Here is a 15,452-nt window from a genome sequence, read left to right as displayed (position 1 = left end):
CGATATCAGGTATCTGAAAAGGGGGTGAATAGGGACTTGGGCCGGCACCATGACCTTTGGCGCATGGTGTCTGGGTGGATCAGTGATTTACTTTCCTATAACACCTCCTCACGCATCCACGGGACCAGACGATGTCGCTACCGACCCTGCTGTGCGGCCGCACCGGAACCTGCGCCGCCGCACTGTTGATCACCACCTGCCTGTTGCTGCCGGCCTGCAAGTCCGGTGAGGCATCCAACGCCCAGGCCGCGGACAAGAAGGAGGAGAAGGCGGCCGACGCGGTGCCGGTCGAGGTCGCCAAGGCTTCCCGCCGCGCCGTGGCGGCCAGCTATACCGGTACCGCCTCGCTGGAGCCGCGCGCCGAATCGCAGGTGGTCGCCAAGACTTCCGGCGTGGCCCTGGCGGTGCTGGTGGAGGAAGGCCAGAAGGTCGTGGCGGGCCAGCCGCTGGTGCGGCTCGATCCCGACCGGCCCAGGCTGGCGGTCGCGCAGAGCGAGGCGCAGATGCGCAAGCTCGAGAACAGCTACCTGCGCGCCACGCAGCTGGTGGGCCAGCAGCTGGTCAGCGCCGCCGACGTCGACCAGCTCAAGTTCGACTTGGAGAACGCGCGCGCGCAGTACCGGCTGGCGACGCTGGAGCTGTCCTACACCACGGTGGTGGCGCCGATCTCCGGCGTGGTCGCTTCGCGCTCGATCAAGACCGGCAACTTCGTGCAGATCAACACGCCGATCTTCCGCATCGTCGACGACTCGCAGCTGGAGGCCACGCTCAACGTGCCCGAGCGCGAACTGGCCACGCTCAAGGCCGGCCAGCCGGTGACGATGCTGGCCGACGCGCTGCCCGGGCGCAGCTTCGTGGGGCGCGTGGACCGGGTTGCGCCGGTGGTGGATTCCACCAGCGGCACGTTCCGCGTGGTCTGCGCGTTCGACGAGGGCGCGCAGGACCTGCAACCGGGCATGTTCGGCCGCCTGCGCATCGACTACGACCAGCGCGCCGACGCGCTGGTGGTGCCGCGGGTGGCGTTGCTCGACGACGGCGATCCGGCGGTGTTCCGGGTGCGCGACGGCAAGGTGGCGCGCGTACCGGTCAAGCTGGGCTATGCCGAAGGGCCGTGGGTGGAAGTGCGCGAAGGCTTGAAGGAGGGCGACCAGGTGGTCACCGCCGGCAAGGTGGCGCTGCGCGACGGCACGGCGGTGCAGGTGATCGGCCAGTCGCAGGCGTCGGCCAGGGACGTGGCCAAGGCCGGGCCGCAGCAGGGCGACCGTTCATGACCAGCGCCGGATCCGATCACGGCCGCGATCCGGCCACGCACGCCGCACCCGGCGCGATGGGTGGCGGCCTGGTGGAATTTTCCACCCGCCGCCGCGTCACCATCGCGATGATCACCGTCACGATGCTGCTGTTCGGCGCGATCGCGCTGCAGGGGCTGAAGGTCAACCTGCTGCCGGACCTGAGCTATCCGACGCTCACCGTGCGCACCGAATACACCGGTGCCGCGCCGGCGGAGATCGAGACCTTGATCACCGAGCCGGTCGAGGAAGCGGTCGGCGTGGTCAAGAACCTGCGCAAGCTCAAGTCGGTCTCCCGTACCGGGCAGAGCGACGTGGTGCTGGAGTTCGCCTGGGGCACCAACATGGACCAGGCCAGCCTGGAGGTGCGCGACAAGATGGAGGCGCTGACGCTGCCGCTGGAAGCCAAGGCGCCGGTGCTGCTGCGCTTCAACCCGAGCACCGAGCCGATCATGCGCCTGGTGCTGTCGCCCAAGGATGCGCCGCGCGACGATGGCGACGCGATCCGCCAGCTGACCACCTTGCGCCGCTATGCCGACGAGGACCTGAAGAAGAAGCTCGAGCCGGTTGCCGGCGTGGCCGCGGTCAAGGTCGGCGGCGGCCTCGAGGACGAGATCCAGGTGGACATCGACCAGCAGAAGCTGGCCCAGCTCAACCTACCGATCGACAACGTCATCACCCGGCTCAAGGAAGAGAACGTCAACCTCTCCGGCGGCAGGCTGGAAGAGGGCTCGCAGCGCTACCTGGTGCGCACCGTCAACCAGTTCGTCGACCTCGACGAGATCCGCAACATGCTGGTGACGACCACCACCAGCAGCGGCAACGGCGCCGAGGCGGCGTTGCAGCAGATGTACGCGATCGCGGCGGCCACGGGTTCTCAGGCGGCGATCGCGGCGGCCGCCGAGGCGCAGAGCGCGTCGTCCTCGTCGACCGCGTCCATCGCCGGCGGCCTGCCGGTGCGCCTGAAGGACGTGGCCGAGGTGCGCCAGGGCTTCAAGGAGCGCGAGGCGATCATCCGCCTGGGCGGCAAGGAAGCGGTCGAGCTGGCGATCTACAAGGAAGGCGACGCCAACACCGTGTCCACGGCGGCGGCGCTGCGCAAGCGCCTGGAGCAGATCAGGAACACCATACCCGGCGACGTGGAGATCACCACGATCGAGGACCAGTCGCACTTCATCGAGGCGGCGATCACCTCGGTCAAGCACGACGCGGTGATCGGCGGCATGCTGGCGATCCTGATCATCTTCCTGTTCCTGCGCGACGGCTGGAGCACGTTCGTGATCAGCCTGTCGCTGCCGGTGTCGATCGTCACCACGTTCTTCTTCATGGGCCAGTTCGGGCTGAGCCTCAACGTGATGTCGCTGGGCGGCCTGGCATTGGCCACCGGCCTGGTGGTGGACGACTCGATCGTGGTGCTGGAAAGCATCGCCAAGGCGCGCGAGCGCGGGCTGGGCGTGCTGGAGGCGGCGATCGCCGGTACCCGCGAGGTCGGCATGGCGGTGGTCGCCTCGACCCTGACCACGATCGCGGTGTTCCTGCCGCTGGTGTTCGTCGAGGGCATCGCCGGCCAGCTGTTCCGCGACCAGGCGCTGACGGTGGCGATCGCCATCGCGATCTCGCTGGTGGTGTCGATGACGCTGATCCCGATGCTGAGTTCGCTGAAGGGACGCCCGCCGCTGGCGTTCCCGGAGGAACCGCCGCATCCGCAATGGCAACCGCGGCAGGGCTGGCTCAAGCCGGTCGCGGCCGGTCGCCGCGGGCTCGGCGCGCTGTTCCGCTACGGCTTCTTCGCCGCGGCCTGGCTGGTGGTGAGGCTGTGGCGCGGGGTGGTGCGCGTGGTCGCCCCGGTGATGCGCAAGGCCAGCGACCTGGCGATGGCGCCCTACGACCGGGCCGAGCGCGGCTACCTGCGCCTGCTGCCGGCGGCACTGCGCCGTCCGTGGCTGGTGTTGGGCGCGGCGACGGCGGCGTTCGTGGCCACGCTGCTGGCGGTGCCGATGCTGGGCGCCGACCTGATCCCGCAACTGGCGCAGGACCGTTTCGAGATGACGGTGAAGCTGCCGGCCGGGACGCCGCTGGCGCAGACCGACGGGCTGGTGCGCGAGCTGCAGCTGGCGCACGGCAAGGACGCCGGCATCGCGTCGCTGTACGGCGTGTCCGGCAGCGGCACGCGCCTGGACGCCAACCCGACCGAAAGCGGCGAGAACATCGGCAAGCTGACCGTCGTGATGGCCAACGGCGGCAGCGCCAAGGTGGAAGCGGCCGAGACCGAGAAGCTGCGCGCGACGATGGCCGGCCATCCCGGCGTGCAGGTCGATTTCGCGCGGCCGGCGTTGTTCTCGTTCTCCACGCCGCTGGAAGTGGAACTGCGTGGCAACGACCTGGTCGAGCTGGAGCATGCCGGGCAGAAGCTGGCGGCGATGCTGCGCGCCAACCCGCACTACGCCGACGTGAAGTCGACCGTGGAGGAGGGCTTTCCCGAGATCCAGATCCGCTTCGACCAGGAGCGCGCCGGCGCGCTCGGCCTGACCACGCGCCAGATCGCCGACGTGATCGTCAAGAAGGTGCGCGGCGACGTGGCGACCCGCTACAGCTTCCGCGACCGCAAGATCGACGTGCTGGTGCGCGCGCAGCAGAGCGATCGTGCCAGCGTCGAGGACATCCGCCGCCTGATCGTCAATCCGGGCAGCAGCCGGCCGGTGCGGCTGTCGTCGGTGGCCGAGGTCGTCGCCACTACCGGCCCGAGCGAGATCCATCGCGCCGACCAGACACGCGTGGCGATCGTCTCGGCCAACCTGCGCGACATCGACCTGGGCGGCGCGATGCGCGAGGTCGAGCAGATGGTCAAGGACGATCCGCTCGCCGCCGGCATCGGCATGCACATCGGCGGGCAGGGCGAGGAGCTGGCCGATTCGGTCAAGGCGCTGCTGTTCGCGTTCGGGCTCGCGGTGTTCCTGGTCTACCTGGTGATGGCTTCGCAGTTCGAGTCGCTGCTGCATCCGTTCGTGATCCTGTTCACCATCCCGCTCGCGCTGGTCGGCGCGGTGCTGGCGCTGCTGCTGACCGGCAAGCCGATCTCGGTGGTGGTGTTCATCGGCCTGATCCTGCTGGTCGGCCTGGTGACCAAGAACGCGATCATCCTGATCGACAAGGTCAACCAGCTGCGCGAGCAGGGCGTGGCCAAGCACGAGGCGCTGATCGAGGGCGCGCGCTCGCGCCTGCGCCCGATCATCATGACCACGCTGTGCACGCTGTTCGGCTTCGCGCCGTTGGCGCTGGCGATGGGCGAGGGCGCCGAGGTGCGTTCGCCGATGGCGATCACGGTGATCGGCGGCCTGCTGGTCTCCACGCTGTTGACCCTGCTGGTGATCCCGGTGGTCTACGACCTGCTCGACCGCCGCGCCGACAGCTACTACCTGGAGCGCGGCCGCCGCATGCAGCGCAAGGCGCAGCAGGCCGCGGACGGCGACGACGCCGCCCTGGAGTCGGCATGAGCGTCGCCGCCTTCAGCATCCGCCGGCCGGTCACCACGATCATGTGCTTCGTGTCGCTGGTCGTGGTCGGCCTGATCGCCTCGTTCCGCCTGCCGCTGGAGGCGCTGCCGGACATCTCCGCGCCGTTCCTGTTCGTGCAGCTGCCCTACACCGGTTCGACCCCGGAGGAGACCGAACGCAACCTCGTCCGACCGACCGAGGAGGCGCTGGCGACGATGACCGGGATCAAGCGGATGCGCTCCACCGCGACGTCCGACGGCGCCAACATCTTCATCGAGTTCTCCGACTGGGACCGCGACATCGCCATCGCCGCCTCGGACGCGCGCGAGCGCATCGACGCGATCCGCGACGACCTGCCCGAGGACCTGCAGCGCTACTACGTCTACAAGTGGTCCAGCAGCGACGAGCCGATCCTGAAGGTGCGCCTGGCCAGCCAGACCGACCTGACCGGCGCGTACGACATGCTGGACCGCGAGTTCAAGCGCCGCATCGAGCGCATTCCCGGCGTGGCGCGGGTGCAGATCTCCGGCGCGCCGCCGAACGAGGTCGAGATCGCGATCGCGCCGGACCGGCTGACCGCCCATGGCATCAGCCTCAACGAGTTGAGCGAGCGTCTGGGCAAGCTCAACTTCTCGGTATCGGCCGGGCAGATCGACGACAACGGCCAGCGCATCCGCGTGCAGCCGGTCGGCGAGCTGCGCGACCTGCAGGAGCTGCGCGACCTGGTGATCAACAACACCGGCCTGCGCCTGGGCGACATCGCCGAGATCCGGCTCAAGCCGACCCGCATGAACTACGGGCGCCGCCTCGACGGCAATCCGGCGATCGGACTGGACATCTACAAGGAGCGCAGCGCCAACCTCGTGGAGGTGTCGAGCACGGTGCTGAAGGAAGTGGAGGCGATCCGCAGCCAGCCGGCCCTGCGCGACGTGCAGGTCAAGGTGATCGACAACCAGGGCCAGGCGGTGACGTCCTCGTTGGTCGAGCTGGCCGAGGCCGGCGCGGTCGGCCTGCTGCTGTCGGTGACGGTGCTGTTCTTCTTCCTGCGGCACTGGCCGTCCACGCTGATGGTGACCCTCGCGATCCCGATCTGCTTCACGATCACGCTCGGCTTCATGTACTTCGCCGGGGTGACGCTCAACATCCTGACGATGATGGGCCTGCTGCTGGCGGTCGGCATGCTGGTCGACAACGCGGTGGTGGTGGTGGAGAGCATCTACCAGGAGCGCGAGCGCATGCCCGGCCAGCCGATGCTGGCCTCGCTGGTGGGCACCCGCAACGTGGCCATCGCGCTGAGCGCCGGCACGCTGTGCCACTGCATCGTGTTCGTGCCCAACCTGTTCGGCGAGACCAACAACATCAGCATCTTCATGGCCCAGATCGCGATCACGATCTCGGTGTCGCTGCTGGCCTCCTGGCTGGTGGCGGTCAGCCTGATCCCGATGCTGTCTGCGCGGATGCAGACCCCGGCGCTGGTGCAGTCGCACACGGGCGTGATCGCGCGCCTGCAGCGCGGTTACGCCGGGTTGCTGCGCTGGACGCTGGAACACCGCGGCTGGAGCGTGTTCGGCATCCTGGTGGTGACCGCGGTCAGCCTGGTGCCGATGAAGCTGACCAAGATCGACATGTTCGGCGGCGAAGGCGGCAACGAAGCCTTCATCGGCTACCAGTGGAAGGGCTCGTACACGCGCGAGCAGATGGGCGACGAGGTGGCGCGGGTCGAGAAGTTCCTCGACGACAACCGCGGGCGCTTCCACATCACCCAGGTCTACTCGTGGTTCAGCGAGGACGAGGGCAGCAGCACCGTGGTCACGTTCGACCCGGACAAGGTCAAGGCCGTGGCGCCGGTGCTGGAGCAGATCCGCAAGGAGATGCCGCGCTCGGCCCGCACCGACTACAGCATCGGCAACCAGGGCGGCAACAACGGCAGCAACAACCAGGGCGTGCAGGTGCAGTTGGTGGGCGATTCCACCCAGCAGTTGCAGGCGATCGGCGAGGAGGTGTTGCCGCTGCTGGCGCGGCGCAAGGAACTGCGCGACGTGCGCATCGATACCGGCGACCGCACCAGCGAGCTGGCGATCCGCGTCGATCGCGAGCGCGCGGCGGCGTTCGGCTTCAGCGCCGACGAGGTCGCCAAGTTCGTCGGCCTGGCGCTGCGCGGCTCGCCGCTGCGCGAGTTCCGCCGCGGCGACAACGAGGTGCCGGTCTGGGTACGCTTCGCCGGCGCGGAGAAGACCCGGCCCGAGGACCTCGCCAGCTTCACCGTGCGCACCAAGGATGGCCGCAACGTGCCGTTGCTGAGCCTGGTGGACGTGCGGCAGCATCCGTCGGCGACCCAGATCGGGCGCACCAACCGCCAGACCACGCTGACGATCAAGGCCAATCTGGGCGAGAAGGTTACCGTGCCGGAGGGGCGCAAGGCGATGGAAGCGGTGCTGAAGGGCATGAGCTTCCCGGCGGGCTACAGCTACACCTTCGACGGCGGCGACTACCAGGACGACGGCGAAGCGATGCAGCAGATGCTGTTCAACCTGGTGATCGCACTGGTGATGATCTACGTGGTGATGGCGGCGGTGTTCGAATCGCTGCTGTTCCCCGCGGCGATCATGAGCGGCGTGGTGTTCTCGATCTTCGGCGTGTTCTGGCTGTTCTGGGCCACCGGCACGGCGTTCGGGATCATGTCCTTCATCGGCATCCTGGTGCTGATGGGCGTGGTGGTGAACAACGGCATCGTCATGATCGAGCACATCAACAACCTGCGCCGGCGCGGCATGGGACGTACCGACGCGCTGGTGGAGGGCTCGAAGGAGCGCCTGCGCCCGATCATGATGACCATGGGCACGGCGATCCTGGCGATGGTCCCGATCTCGCTGTCCACCACCACGATGGCCGACGGCCCGCCGTACTTCCCGATGGCGCGCGCGATCGCCGGCGGCCTGGCGTTCTCGACCGCGGTCAGCCTGCTGTTCCTGCCGACGATCTACGCGATCCTCGACGACCTGAGCAACGGCGCGGCGAGGCTGGTGCGGCGCGCGCGCGGCGTGCCGCCGATGCCCGCGGCGGTGGAAGGGTAGTGGGAGTAGCCTTCTCCCTGGGGGAGAAGGCTTCGAAGGCGAAGGGCGAAGCGCTGGGGCGAGACAGGGGTGAAGCCTGCGGTCGAGCGGCGCTTTTCGCTCACCACCCTTACTCGCGTTGCGACCCATGCCGGCGTGGGCATTCCCAAGCCAAGAGGACGGCGCGCAAGCCGCGCCTTTCCATCTCGCAAGGAAGGGAGCTTGTCAGCCCTGCAGCTTGTGGAATATCTGCAGGCCGGCCAGCCACACGCCCAGGGCGCTGCCGAGATTGGTCAGCAGGAAGGTCAGCACGACCCGGGAGACCCGGTTGCGATACCAGCCGCGCAGGGTCTGCGCATCGTCGCGCAGAGTCAGGAAGTCCGGATAGGCCGGCTTGCGCATGTGCACTTCCACCAGCGCCGCGAACGCACCCGTCGGCACGCTCAGCCGGAACGGCTTGAACGGCGCCACGACCGCGGCGGTGGCGACGCTCAGCGGATGGCTGCCGGCCAGCAGCGCGCCCAGCGCGGCGAGGCCGCCGGTATACAGCGCCCACTGCAGCAGCAGGTCCGCGCCCATCGCCATGCCGCCGCGCCAGAAACCGACCACGATGCCGGCCACGATCACGGCCAGGATGCCCAGCGTGATCCAGGGGATGCGTTTCTTGTTCTGTACCTCTTCCAGCGAGGTGCGCAGCGGGCCGGGCGCTTCCTGGTCGGACTCCAGGTGGCGGGCGAGGCCGGCCAGGTGGCCCGCGCCGACCACTGCCAGCACCTCGCGGCGCGCCGGCGTGGCTTCCTCGCGCAGGCGCGCGGCCATGTAGCGGTCGCGCTCGGCGATGATCGTCTCGTAAAGCTCCGGGCTCTCGCTGGCGAAATCGCCGAAGCTGGCCTCCAGCATGTCGCCCTGCTTGAGCTTCTCGATCTCTTCCTCGCCGACTTCGTCGGCGGCGAACAGGCCTGCCAGCAGGCCCATGGCGAGCTTGAGCTTGCCGAAGAAGCCGAGCCGGGCCGAGGCGCGCTTGAACGTGAGCCCGACCTCGCGGTCGATGAGGTGCACCGGCAGGCCGCGTTCGCGCGCCATCGTGACCGCCGCCTTCAGCTCGGCGCCCGGCTCGATGCCCAGCTGCTTGGCGAGGCGGCGCTGGTAGGCCGCCAGCGCCAGGTTGGCCGCGAACAGGGCCACGCGCCCCTTGCGGATCACCTGGACCAGGTCGAGCTTGGCGAGCGCGTCCGGGTCGCTGATCGCCTGCAGGCGCTGCGCGTCCAGTTCCACCGCCACCGCGTCGTAGCGGCCGCTCCCGATGGCCTCCTGCACGGCGGCCACGCTGGTCAATGAAACGTGGGCGGTGCCCAGCAGGGTATAGCGCACGCCATCGCGCTCGACGATGCGGTACGGCTGGCCGGACAAGGCCAGCGCGCCGGCCGCTTCGGTGGGGTATTCGGTCATTGCGTCGTTTCGTTGGAAGGAGGTTGGTCGGCGCCCGGGCCCAGCGCACGCTGCATCTGCACCGTGTCCAGCCAGCGGCCGTGCTTGCGGCCCAGGCCCTTGAACACTCCGACCATCTGGAAGCCGAAACGTTCATGCAGCCGGATCGAAGCGACGTTGGCTTCCTCGCCGATCACCGCCACCATCTGCCGGAAGCCGCGCTCGGTGCAGGCATCGATCAAGGCCTGCATCAGCGCGGCGCCGATGCCGCGTCCCTGGCAGGCGTAGTCGACGTATACCGAGTTCTCCACGGTCCACTGGTAGGCCACGCGGGTGCGATAGGTGTTGGCGTAGGCATAGCCGACCACCTTGCCGTCCAGCTCGGCGACCAGGTAGGGGAAGCCGCGGCCGACGATGTCGCGCATCCGGCGGGCCATCTCCGCTTCGTCCGGCACTTCGTATTCGTACGTGTTGACGTAGTCGGTGACTTCCACCGCGTAGATCGCGGTGATGGCCGGGATGTCCGCCTCGGTGGCGGCACGCAGATGGACGGTCATGGAGGCGGTCGGGTCAGTCGATGTAGCGCTTGAGCAGGTCGCCGTAGGCATCGATCCGGCGGTCGCGCAGGAACGGCCAGATGCGGCGCACGTGCTCGCTGCGTTGCAGGTCGACCTCGCAGGTCAGCACGGCCGGCTCGGTGCCGGCCTCGGCGAGGAATTCGCCCTGCGGGCCGAGCACGTGGCTGTTGCCCCAGAACTGGATGCCCGAGGCGCCCAGCGGCGACGGTTCGTGGCCGACGCGGTTGCAGCTCAGCACCGGCAGGCCGTTGGCCACGGCATGGCCGCGGTGGCTCAGCACCCAGGCATCGCGCTGGCGGGTCTTCTCGTCCTGCGCATCGTCCGGGTCCCAGCCGATCGCGGTCGGGTAGAGCAGCAGCTCGGCGCCGGCCAGCGCCATCAGGCGCGCGGCTTCCGGATACCACTGGTCCCAGCACACCAGCACGCCCAGGCGGCCCACCGAGGTGTCGATCGGCTTGAAGCCGATGTCGCCGGGGGTGAAGTAGAACTTCTCGTAGAAGCCCGGATCGTCCGGGATGTGCATCTTGCGGTACTTGCCGAGCAGGCGGCCGTCCTTCTCGAGCACGACCGCGGTGTTGTGGTACAGCCCGGCCGCGCGGCGCTCGAACAGCGAGCCGACGATGACCACGCCGTGCCGCTTGGCCAGCGCGCCCAGGCGCTCGGTGCTTGGGCCCGGGATCGATTCGGCCAGGTCGAACTCGCCGACCGACTCGTGCTGGCAGAAATACGGGCCGTTGTGCAGCTCCTGCAGCAGCACCAGCCTGGCGCCCTGCGCAGCGGCCTCGGCCACGCGCGATTCGATGACGGCGAGATTGGCCTCGGCGTCGCCATGGTTGCGCTCCTGGATCAGCGCGACGGGGAGGGTACGTGGGTTCATGGGGAAGCAACTGCGGGAATGGAAGGAGAATGTTACCGCGCCATGCCTCGCGCCCCTGTGGGAGCGGCTTCAGCCGCGAGAGGCTTCTCGGTAAAGCCCATCGCGGCTGAAGCCGCTCCTATGCAGGGGCGCGGGGCGGGTCAGGCGGCCAGCAGGCCGGCCGGCAACTGCATGGTGATGCAGTGCAGGCTGCCGTTCTGCCAGATCAGCGGACGGCAGGGGACCTGGACGATCTCGCGGTCCGGGAACGCCGCGGCCAGCACGTCGCGCGCGGCATCGTCGGCCGGATCGCCGTAGGCAGGCATCAGCACCGCGCCGTTGACGATCAGGAAGTTGGCGTAGGAGGCGGCCAGGCGGCGGCCCTCGTCGATGATCGGCCGCGCCCACGGCAGCGGGAACAGGCGGTAGGGCTTGCCGTCGGCGGTGCGCAGCGCGGCCAGTTCCTCGCCCATCGCGGTCAGTTCGGCATGGTGCGAATCGGACGCGTCGTCGCACGCCTGGTAGACGATGCTGCCGGGCGAGGCGAAGCGGGCGAGGGTGTCGACGTGGGCGTCGGTATCGTCGCCTTCCAGGTAGCCATGGTCCAGCCACAGCACCCGCTGCTGCGCCAGCCAGCCGGCCATGTCGCTGCCCAGCGACTCGCGCGAACGCTGCGGATGGCGCTCGTGCAGGCATTGCCAGGTGGTGAGCAGGGTGCCGGCGCCGTCGGTGTCGATGGCGCCGCCTTCCAGCGCGAAGTCGATGCTGCGCACCTCGTGGTTGGCGAAGACCTGCGCCGCGTCCAGCACGCCGACCAGCTGGTCGTCCAGGCTCGCCTCGAACTTGCCGCCCCAGCCGGTGAAGCGGAAATCCAGCAGGCGGAAGCCGCCGTCCGCGCGCTTGAGCGTGATCGGGCCCGAATCGCGCAGCCAGGTGTCGTTGTACGCGGCCGGCACGAACCGGACCTTGTCCATGTCCACCCGCGCCGAGCGCAGGCGCGCCTCGGCATAGGTCTGCAGGTCCTCGTCGGCCACGCAGACCAGCACCGGCTCGAAGCGGGTGATCGCCGCGACCAGCGCGACATAGGTTTCCTCCACCTCGCCCAGGCGCTCGGCCCAGTCGGTTTCGGCGTGCGGCCAGGCGATCAGGACGGCGGACTGGGGTTCCCACTCCGCGGGAAAACGAAAGCTGTCGGTCATTACGGGCTGGTACTCACATCGTGCCCGGAACGGGGTCCGGGCGATTCATCGAATCCCCGCGCGCCGGGGCGCGGGCTCTGGCGGGGGCCATCTTAAGCCCCGCGCATGAATGCGCGGCTCCCGCGGCGGACCGCATCAACGGATGGCGGGCTTGGGGCCGATCTCGTCGGCGCCGGCCTGGTTGGCGACCACGTCGATCACGCGCTGTTTCTCGAAATAGACCGTGAACGCCGGATACACCCAGCGGTTGATGGTCGGCCATTGCCGCTTCTGGCCGCCGCGCGGCTCGAGCTTCTGCGACGGCTCGCCGAAGCGCGACTGCACCTCGGCCATGCTCTGGCCGCGCAACGGCAGCGCCTGCGCGGGCTTCTCCTGCACGCGCTCGATCAGCAAGGTGTCGGCGCTCGCCGGCGATGCCGAGGCGAGGGCGGCGAGCAGCGGCAGGACAAGGAAACGGCGGTTCATGATCATCTACTCCCCAGTGGATCAATCATTGAGTTGCCCGCACGGCGGTACGGGGGCTTGCGGAGGCCGATTACACCAGACGGCGATGGCGGAAACTCCGCCGGAAACGAAAAAACCGCCCAAGGGCGGCTTTTCCGGGTCTCGCGGTTCGCTGGCCGCCGATCAGCGCTGGCGGGCCTTGAAGCGCGGGTTCGACTTGCAGATCACGAAGACCTTGCCGCGACGGCGGACCACCTTGCAGTCGCGGTGACGGGTCTTCGCCGACTTCAGGGAGGACAGGACCTTCATGACACACCTCGGCGTAAACGTGGATTCAGGGAGGGGATCCCGGCACCTCCACCTGGGCGCCGATCCCGCAGTAAGCCCGGCATTGTACCTGGCTTTTCCTTGCTTTTTCAACTGATTGCGCCGGGGCGTGGACAGGCGGCCTTACAATGGCGACTTTGCCGCCCCAGGAGCCCCCATGAATGCTTCCATCCCCGTGCTCACCATCGATGGCCCGTCGGGGGCCGGCAAGGGGACGGTAAGCCGCATTGTCGCAGCCCGGCTGGGCTGGCACTACCTGGATTCGGGGGCGCTCTACCGTGCGGTGGGGGTGGCGGCCAGCTGGGCCGACCTCGACGTCTCGGACCCGGCCGCGCTGGTGCGCTGCACCTTCGACACCCACGTGGAGTTCGTCGAGCGGGAGGACGGGGGGCTGCGGGTCATGGTCAACGGCGTGGACGCCACCGACGAGCTGCGCCTGGAGACGACCGGGGCGCTGGCCTCGGCCATCGCGGCCATCCCGGAGGTCCGGGCGGCGCTGAAGGAGCGCCAGCGCTCGTTCCGGCGCCCGCCGGGCCTGGTCGCCGACGGGCGCGACATGGGGACGGTGATCTTCCCGGACGCCTCCTGCAAGGTGTTCCTGACCGCGAGCGCCGAGGAGCGCGCCTCCAGGCGGCATAAGCAGTTGATGGAAAAGGGTGTTTCGGTTATATTTGACGACCTGCTGCGCGAGGTCATAGCTCGCGACGCCCGGGATGCCCAGCGCGCGGTCGCGCCGCTGAGGCCGGCCGAAGACGCCGTCCTCATCGATACCACCGGCATGGACATCGAGGAAGTCGTGGAGCGCGTGATCGGGTTGCTGCCCGCTTCCTGAGCGGTCCGTCGCCCCGTTGCACGGCAGGCATCGTTGTACAAGTTGTACCCAAAGGCTCCGTCGCGCAGGCTGCGCGGCGGTTTTTTCCAATCCACACACGGCTGCGGTACGGGCCGACTAACCAGGGTGGGCGGTTCGCATCCGATGCAACGGGGCGATCGCCTGTGTGTTCAACCGAGTAATTTCAAATGACCGAATCTTTTGCCGAACTGTTCGAAGCCAGCCAGGCCAATCTGGCCAAGCTGAAGCCGGGTGCCATCGTCACCGGTACCGTCGTGGACGTCCGCGGCGACGTGGTGGTGATCAACGCCGGCCTGAAGTCCGAAGGCATCGTGCCGATCGAACAGTTCCGTAACGACGCTGGCGAGATCGATGTGGGCGTGGGCGACCAGGTCAAGGTCGCGCTGGACTCCATCGAGAACGGCTTCGGCGAAACCGTCCTGTCGCGCGAGAAGGCCAAGCGCGCGATGGTGTGGGACGAGCTGGAAGAAGCGTTGGAGAAGAACGAGACCATCACCGGCCGCATCAGCGGCAAGGTCAAGGGTGGTTTCACCGTGGACATCAAGGATGTCCGCGCGTTCCTGCCCGGTTCGCTGGTGGATGTGCGCCCGGTGCGCGACCCGGCCTACCTGGAAGGCAAGGAACTGGAGTTCAAGCTCATCAAGCTGGACCGCAAGCGCAACAACGTGGTCGTCTCCCGCCGCGCGGTGGTCGAGAGCGAGCATTCGGAAGAGCGCGAGCAGCTGCTGGACAAGCTGGTCGAGGGCGCGGTGCTGAAGGGCGTCGTCAAGAACCTGACCGACTACGGCGCGTTCGTGGACCTGGGCGGCATCGACGGCCTGCTGCACATCACCGACATGGCCTGGAAGCGCGTGCGCCATCCGTCCGAAGTCGTCAACGTCGGCGACGAGCTGGACGTGCGCGTGCTGAAGTTCGACCGCGAGCGCAACCGCGTCTCGCTGGGCCTGAAGCAGCTGGGCGAGGATCCGTGGGACAACATCTCGCGCCGCTACCCGGCCAACAGCCGCGTGTTCGGCAAGGTCTCCAACGTCACCGACTACGGCGCGTTCGTCGAGATCGAGCCGGGCGTCGAGGGCCTGGTGCACGTCTCCGAGATGGACTGGACCAACAAGAACGTCAACCCGTCCAAGGTCGTGCAGGTCGGCGACGAAGTCGAAGTGATGGTGCTGGACGTGGATGAAGAGCGTCGCCGCATCTCGCTGGGCATGAAGCAGGTCATGGCCAACCCGTGGGAGACCTTCGCCGCGACCCACAAGAAGGGCGACCGCGTGTCGGGCCAGATCAAGTCGATCACCGACTTCGGCATCTTCATCGGCCTGGACGGCGGCATCGACGGCCTGGTCCACCTGTCCGACATCAGCTGGAACACCACCGGCGAAGACGTCGTTCGCAACTTCAAGAAGGGCGATACCCTGGACGCCGTCGTCCTGGCCGTCGACCCGGAGCGCGAGCGCATCTCGCTGGGCGTCAAGCAGCTCGAGCAGGATCCGTTCGGCCAGTACATGGCCGCCAATCCGAAGGGCTCCAAGGTCGAAGGCGTGGTGAAGGAAGTCGACGCCAAGGGCGCCGTGATCGAACTGGCCGACGGCATCGAAGGCTACGTGTCGGCCCGCGACATCGCCAACGAGCGTGTCGACGACGCCACCCAGCACCTGAAGGTCGGCGACAAGATCGAAGCCAAGTTCGTGGGCATGGACCGCAAGGGCCGCACCCTGCAGCTGTCGATCAAGGCCAAGGACGAAGCCGAGACCGCCGAGGCGCTGGCCGAGTACAACAAGGCCTCGACCGTGGCCGCCGCCGGCACCACCAGCCTGGGCGCGCTGCTGCGCGAACAGCTGGGCGGCAAGTCCGAGTAAGCCCCGACGCGGCTTCCGCCGTGTCACTGGATCGGCCCGGGCAATCCCCGGGCCGATTCCGGATGTGCCAAGTCA

The 15,452-nt window shown here is 68.3% G+C and carries 11 protein-coding genes; 5 read left to right on the top strand and 6 right to left on the bottom strand.

Translation table 11 applies throughout. The features are described from left to right. Positions 1–131: 131 nt before the first annotated feature. The 3 genes from M3M27_RS10795 to M3M27_RS10785 are packed head-to-tail and all read left to right on the top strand — an operon-like array spanning position 132 to position 7,857. Complete coding sequence (locus M3M27_RS10795; RefSeq protein ID WP_434025696.1) at positions 132–1,271, top strand: efflux RND transporter periplasmic adaptor subunit; 1,140 nt, start codon at positions 132–134, stop codon at positions 1,269–1,271. Next, on the top strand, positions 1,268–4,783 hold the full coding sequence (locus M3M27_RS10790; RefSeq protein ID WP_434025695.1) for an efflux RND transporter permease subunit: 3,516 nt from the start codon (positions 1,268–1,270) through the stop codon (positions 4,781–4,783). The genes M3M27_RS10795 and M3M27_RS10790 overlap by 4 nt, the downstream gene beginning before the upstream one ends. Beyond that, the gene (locus tag M3M27_RS10785) at positions 4,780–7,857 is read left to right on the top strand and encodes an efflux RND transporter permease subunit (protein WP_434025694.1); all 3,078 of its coding nucleotides are present in this window, start codon (positions 4,780–4,782) and stop codon (positions 7,855–7,857) included. The genes M3M27_RS10790 and M3M27_RS10785 overlap by 4 nt, the downstream gene beginning before the upstream one ends. A gap of 204 nt (positions 7,858–8,061) precedes the next feature. Here the strand turns inward: M3M27_RS10785 and M3M27_RS10780 are convergent, their stop codons facing one another. The 6 genes from M3M27_RS10780 to ykgO all read right to left on the bottom strand — a co-directional run bounded on the left by M3M27_RS10780 (position 8,062) and on the right by ykgO (position 12,650). Further along, positions 8,062–9,285: a TraB/GumN family protein gene (locus M3M27_RS10780; protein ID WP_434025693.1), complete on the bottom strand. Its 1,224-nt coding sequence runs from the start codon at positions 9,283–9,285 to the stop codon at positions 8,062–8,064. Continuing rightward, the gene (locus tag M3M27_RS10775; protein WP_140720883.1) at positions 9,282–9,821 is read right to left on the bottom strand and encodes a GNAT family N-acetyltransferase; all 540 of its coding nucleotides are present in this window, start codon (positions 9,819–9,821) and stop codon (positions 9,282–9,284) included. The genes M3M27_RS10780 and M3M27_RS10775 overlap by 4 nt, the downstream gene beginning before the upstream one ends. Before the next feature lie 13 nt (positions 9,822–9,834). Next, entirely contained in the window at positions 9,835–10,719 is an 885-nt protein-coding gene (locus tag M3M27_RS10770; RefSeq protein WP_140720886.1) for a carbon-nitrogen hydrolase, read from the bottom strand. A 140-nt stretch (positions 10,720–10,859) separates the two neighbouring features. Next, complete coding sequence (locus M3M27_RS10765) at positions 10,860–11,897, bottom strand: agmatine deiminase family protein (RefSeq protein WP_140720889.1); 1,038 nt, start codon at positions 11,895–11,897, stop codon at positions 10,860–10,862. Positions 11,898–12,032: 135 nt separating this feature from the next. Then, positions 12,033–12,365, bottom strand: a complete 333-nt coding sequence (locus tag M3M27_RS10760) for a hypothetical protein (protein ID WP_434028003.1) — start codon at positions 12,363–12,365, stop codon at positions 12,033–12,035. 159 nt (positions 12,366–12,524) lie between these two features. Further along, complete coding sequence (ykgO, locus tag M3M27_RS10755; protein ID WP_005913193.1) at positions 12,525–12,650, bottom strand: type B 50S ribosomal protein L36; 126 nt, start codon at positions 12,648–12,650, stop codon at positions 12,525–12,527. Positions 12,651–12,825: 175 nt separating this feature from the next. Here ykgO and cmk point away from each other — a divergent pair, with 175 nt between their 5' ends. Both cmk and rpsA read left to right on the top strand, forming a co-directional pair. Beyond that, a complete protein-coding gene (gene cmk / locus M3M27_RS10750; RefSeq protein ID WP_434025692.1) occupies positions 12,826–13,500 on the top strand; it encodes a (d)CMP kinase in 675 nt (224 codons plus the stop codon). 188 nt (positions 13,501–13,688) lie between these two features. Beyond that, the gene (gene rpsA / locus M3M27_RS10745) at positions 13,689–15,377 is read left to right on the top strand and encodes a 30S ribosomal protein S1 (RefSeq protein ID WP_140720898.1); all 1,689 of its coding nucleotides are present in this window, start codon (positions 13,689–13,691) and stop codon (positions 15,375–15,377) included. Positions 15,378–15,452: the final 75 nt, after the last annotated feature.

Source organism: Xanthomonas boreopolis (assembly GCF_046529185.1).
GTDB classification, from domain to species: Bacteria; Pseudomonadota; Gammaproteobacteria; order Xanthomonadales; family Xanthomonadaceae; genus Pseudomonas_S; species Pseudomonas_S boreopolis.
The sequence above is the reverse complement of the archived record's forward strand: the minus strand, read 5'-3'. Positions and strand labels throughout refer to the sequence as shown.

Bases quoted from the DNA above. Each gene is read 5' to 3' on its own strand.
- M3M27_RS10795 (WP_434025696.1), top strand. From the start codon at position 132: ATGTCGCTACCGACCCTGCTGTGCGGCCGCACCGGAACCTGCGCCGCC.
- M3M27_RS10790 (WP_434025695.1), top strand. From the start codon at position 1,268: ATGACCAGCGCCGGATCCGATCACGGCCGCGATCCGGCCACGCACGCC.
- M3M27_RS10785 (WP_434025694.1), top strand. From the start codon at position 4,780: ATGAGCGTCGCCGCCTTCAGCATCCGCCGGCCGGTCACCACGATCATG.
- M3M27_RS10780 (WP_434025693.1), bottom strand. From the start codon at position 9,285: ATGACCGAATACCCCACCGAAGCGGCCGGCGCGCTGGCCTTGTCCGGC.
- M3M27_RS10775 (WP_140720883.1), bottom strand. From the start codon at position 9,821: ATGACCGTCCATCTGCGTGCCGCCACCGAGGCGGACATCCCGGCCATC.
- M3M27_RS10770 (WP_140720886.1), bottom strand. From the start codon at position 10,719: ATGAACCCACGTACCCTCCCCGTCGCGCTGATCCAGGAGCGCAACCAT.
- M3M27_RS10765 (WP_140720889.1), bottom strand. From the start codon at position 11,897: ATGACCGACAGCTTTCGTTTTCCCGCGGAGTGGGAACCCCAGTCCGCC.
- ykgO (WP_005913193.1), bottom strand. From the start codon at position 12,650: ATGAAGGTCCTGTCCTCCCTGAAGTCGGCGAAGACCCGTCACCGCGAC.
- cmk (WP_434025692.1), top strand. From the start codon at position 12,826: ATGAATGCTTCCATCCCCGTGCTCACCATCGATGGCCCGTCGGGGGCC.
- rpsA (WP_140720898.1), top strand. From the start codon at position 13,689: ATGACCGAATCTTTTGCCGAACTGTTCGAAGCCAGCCAGGCCAATCTG.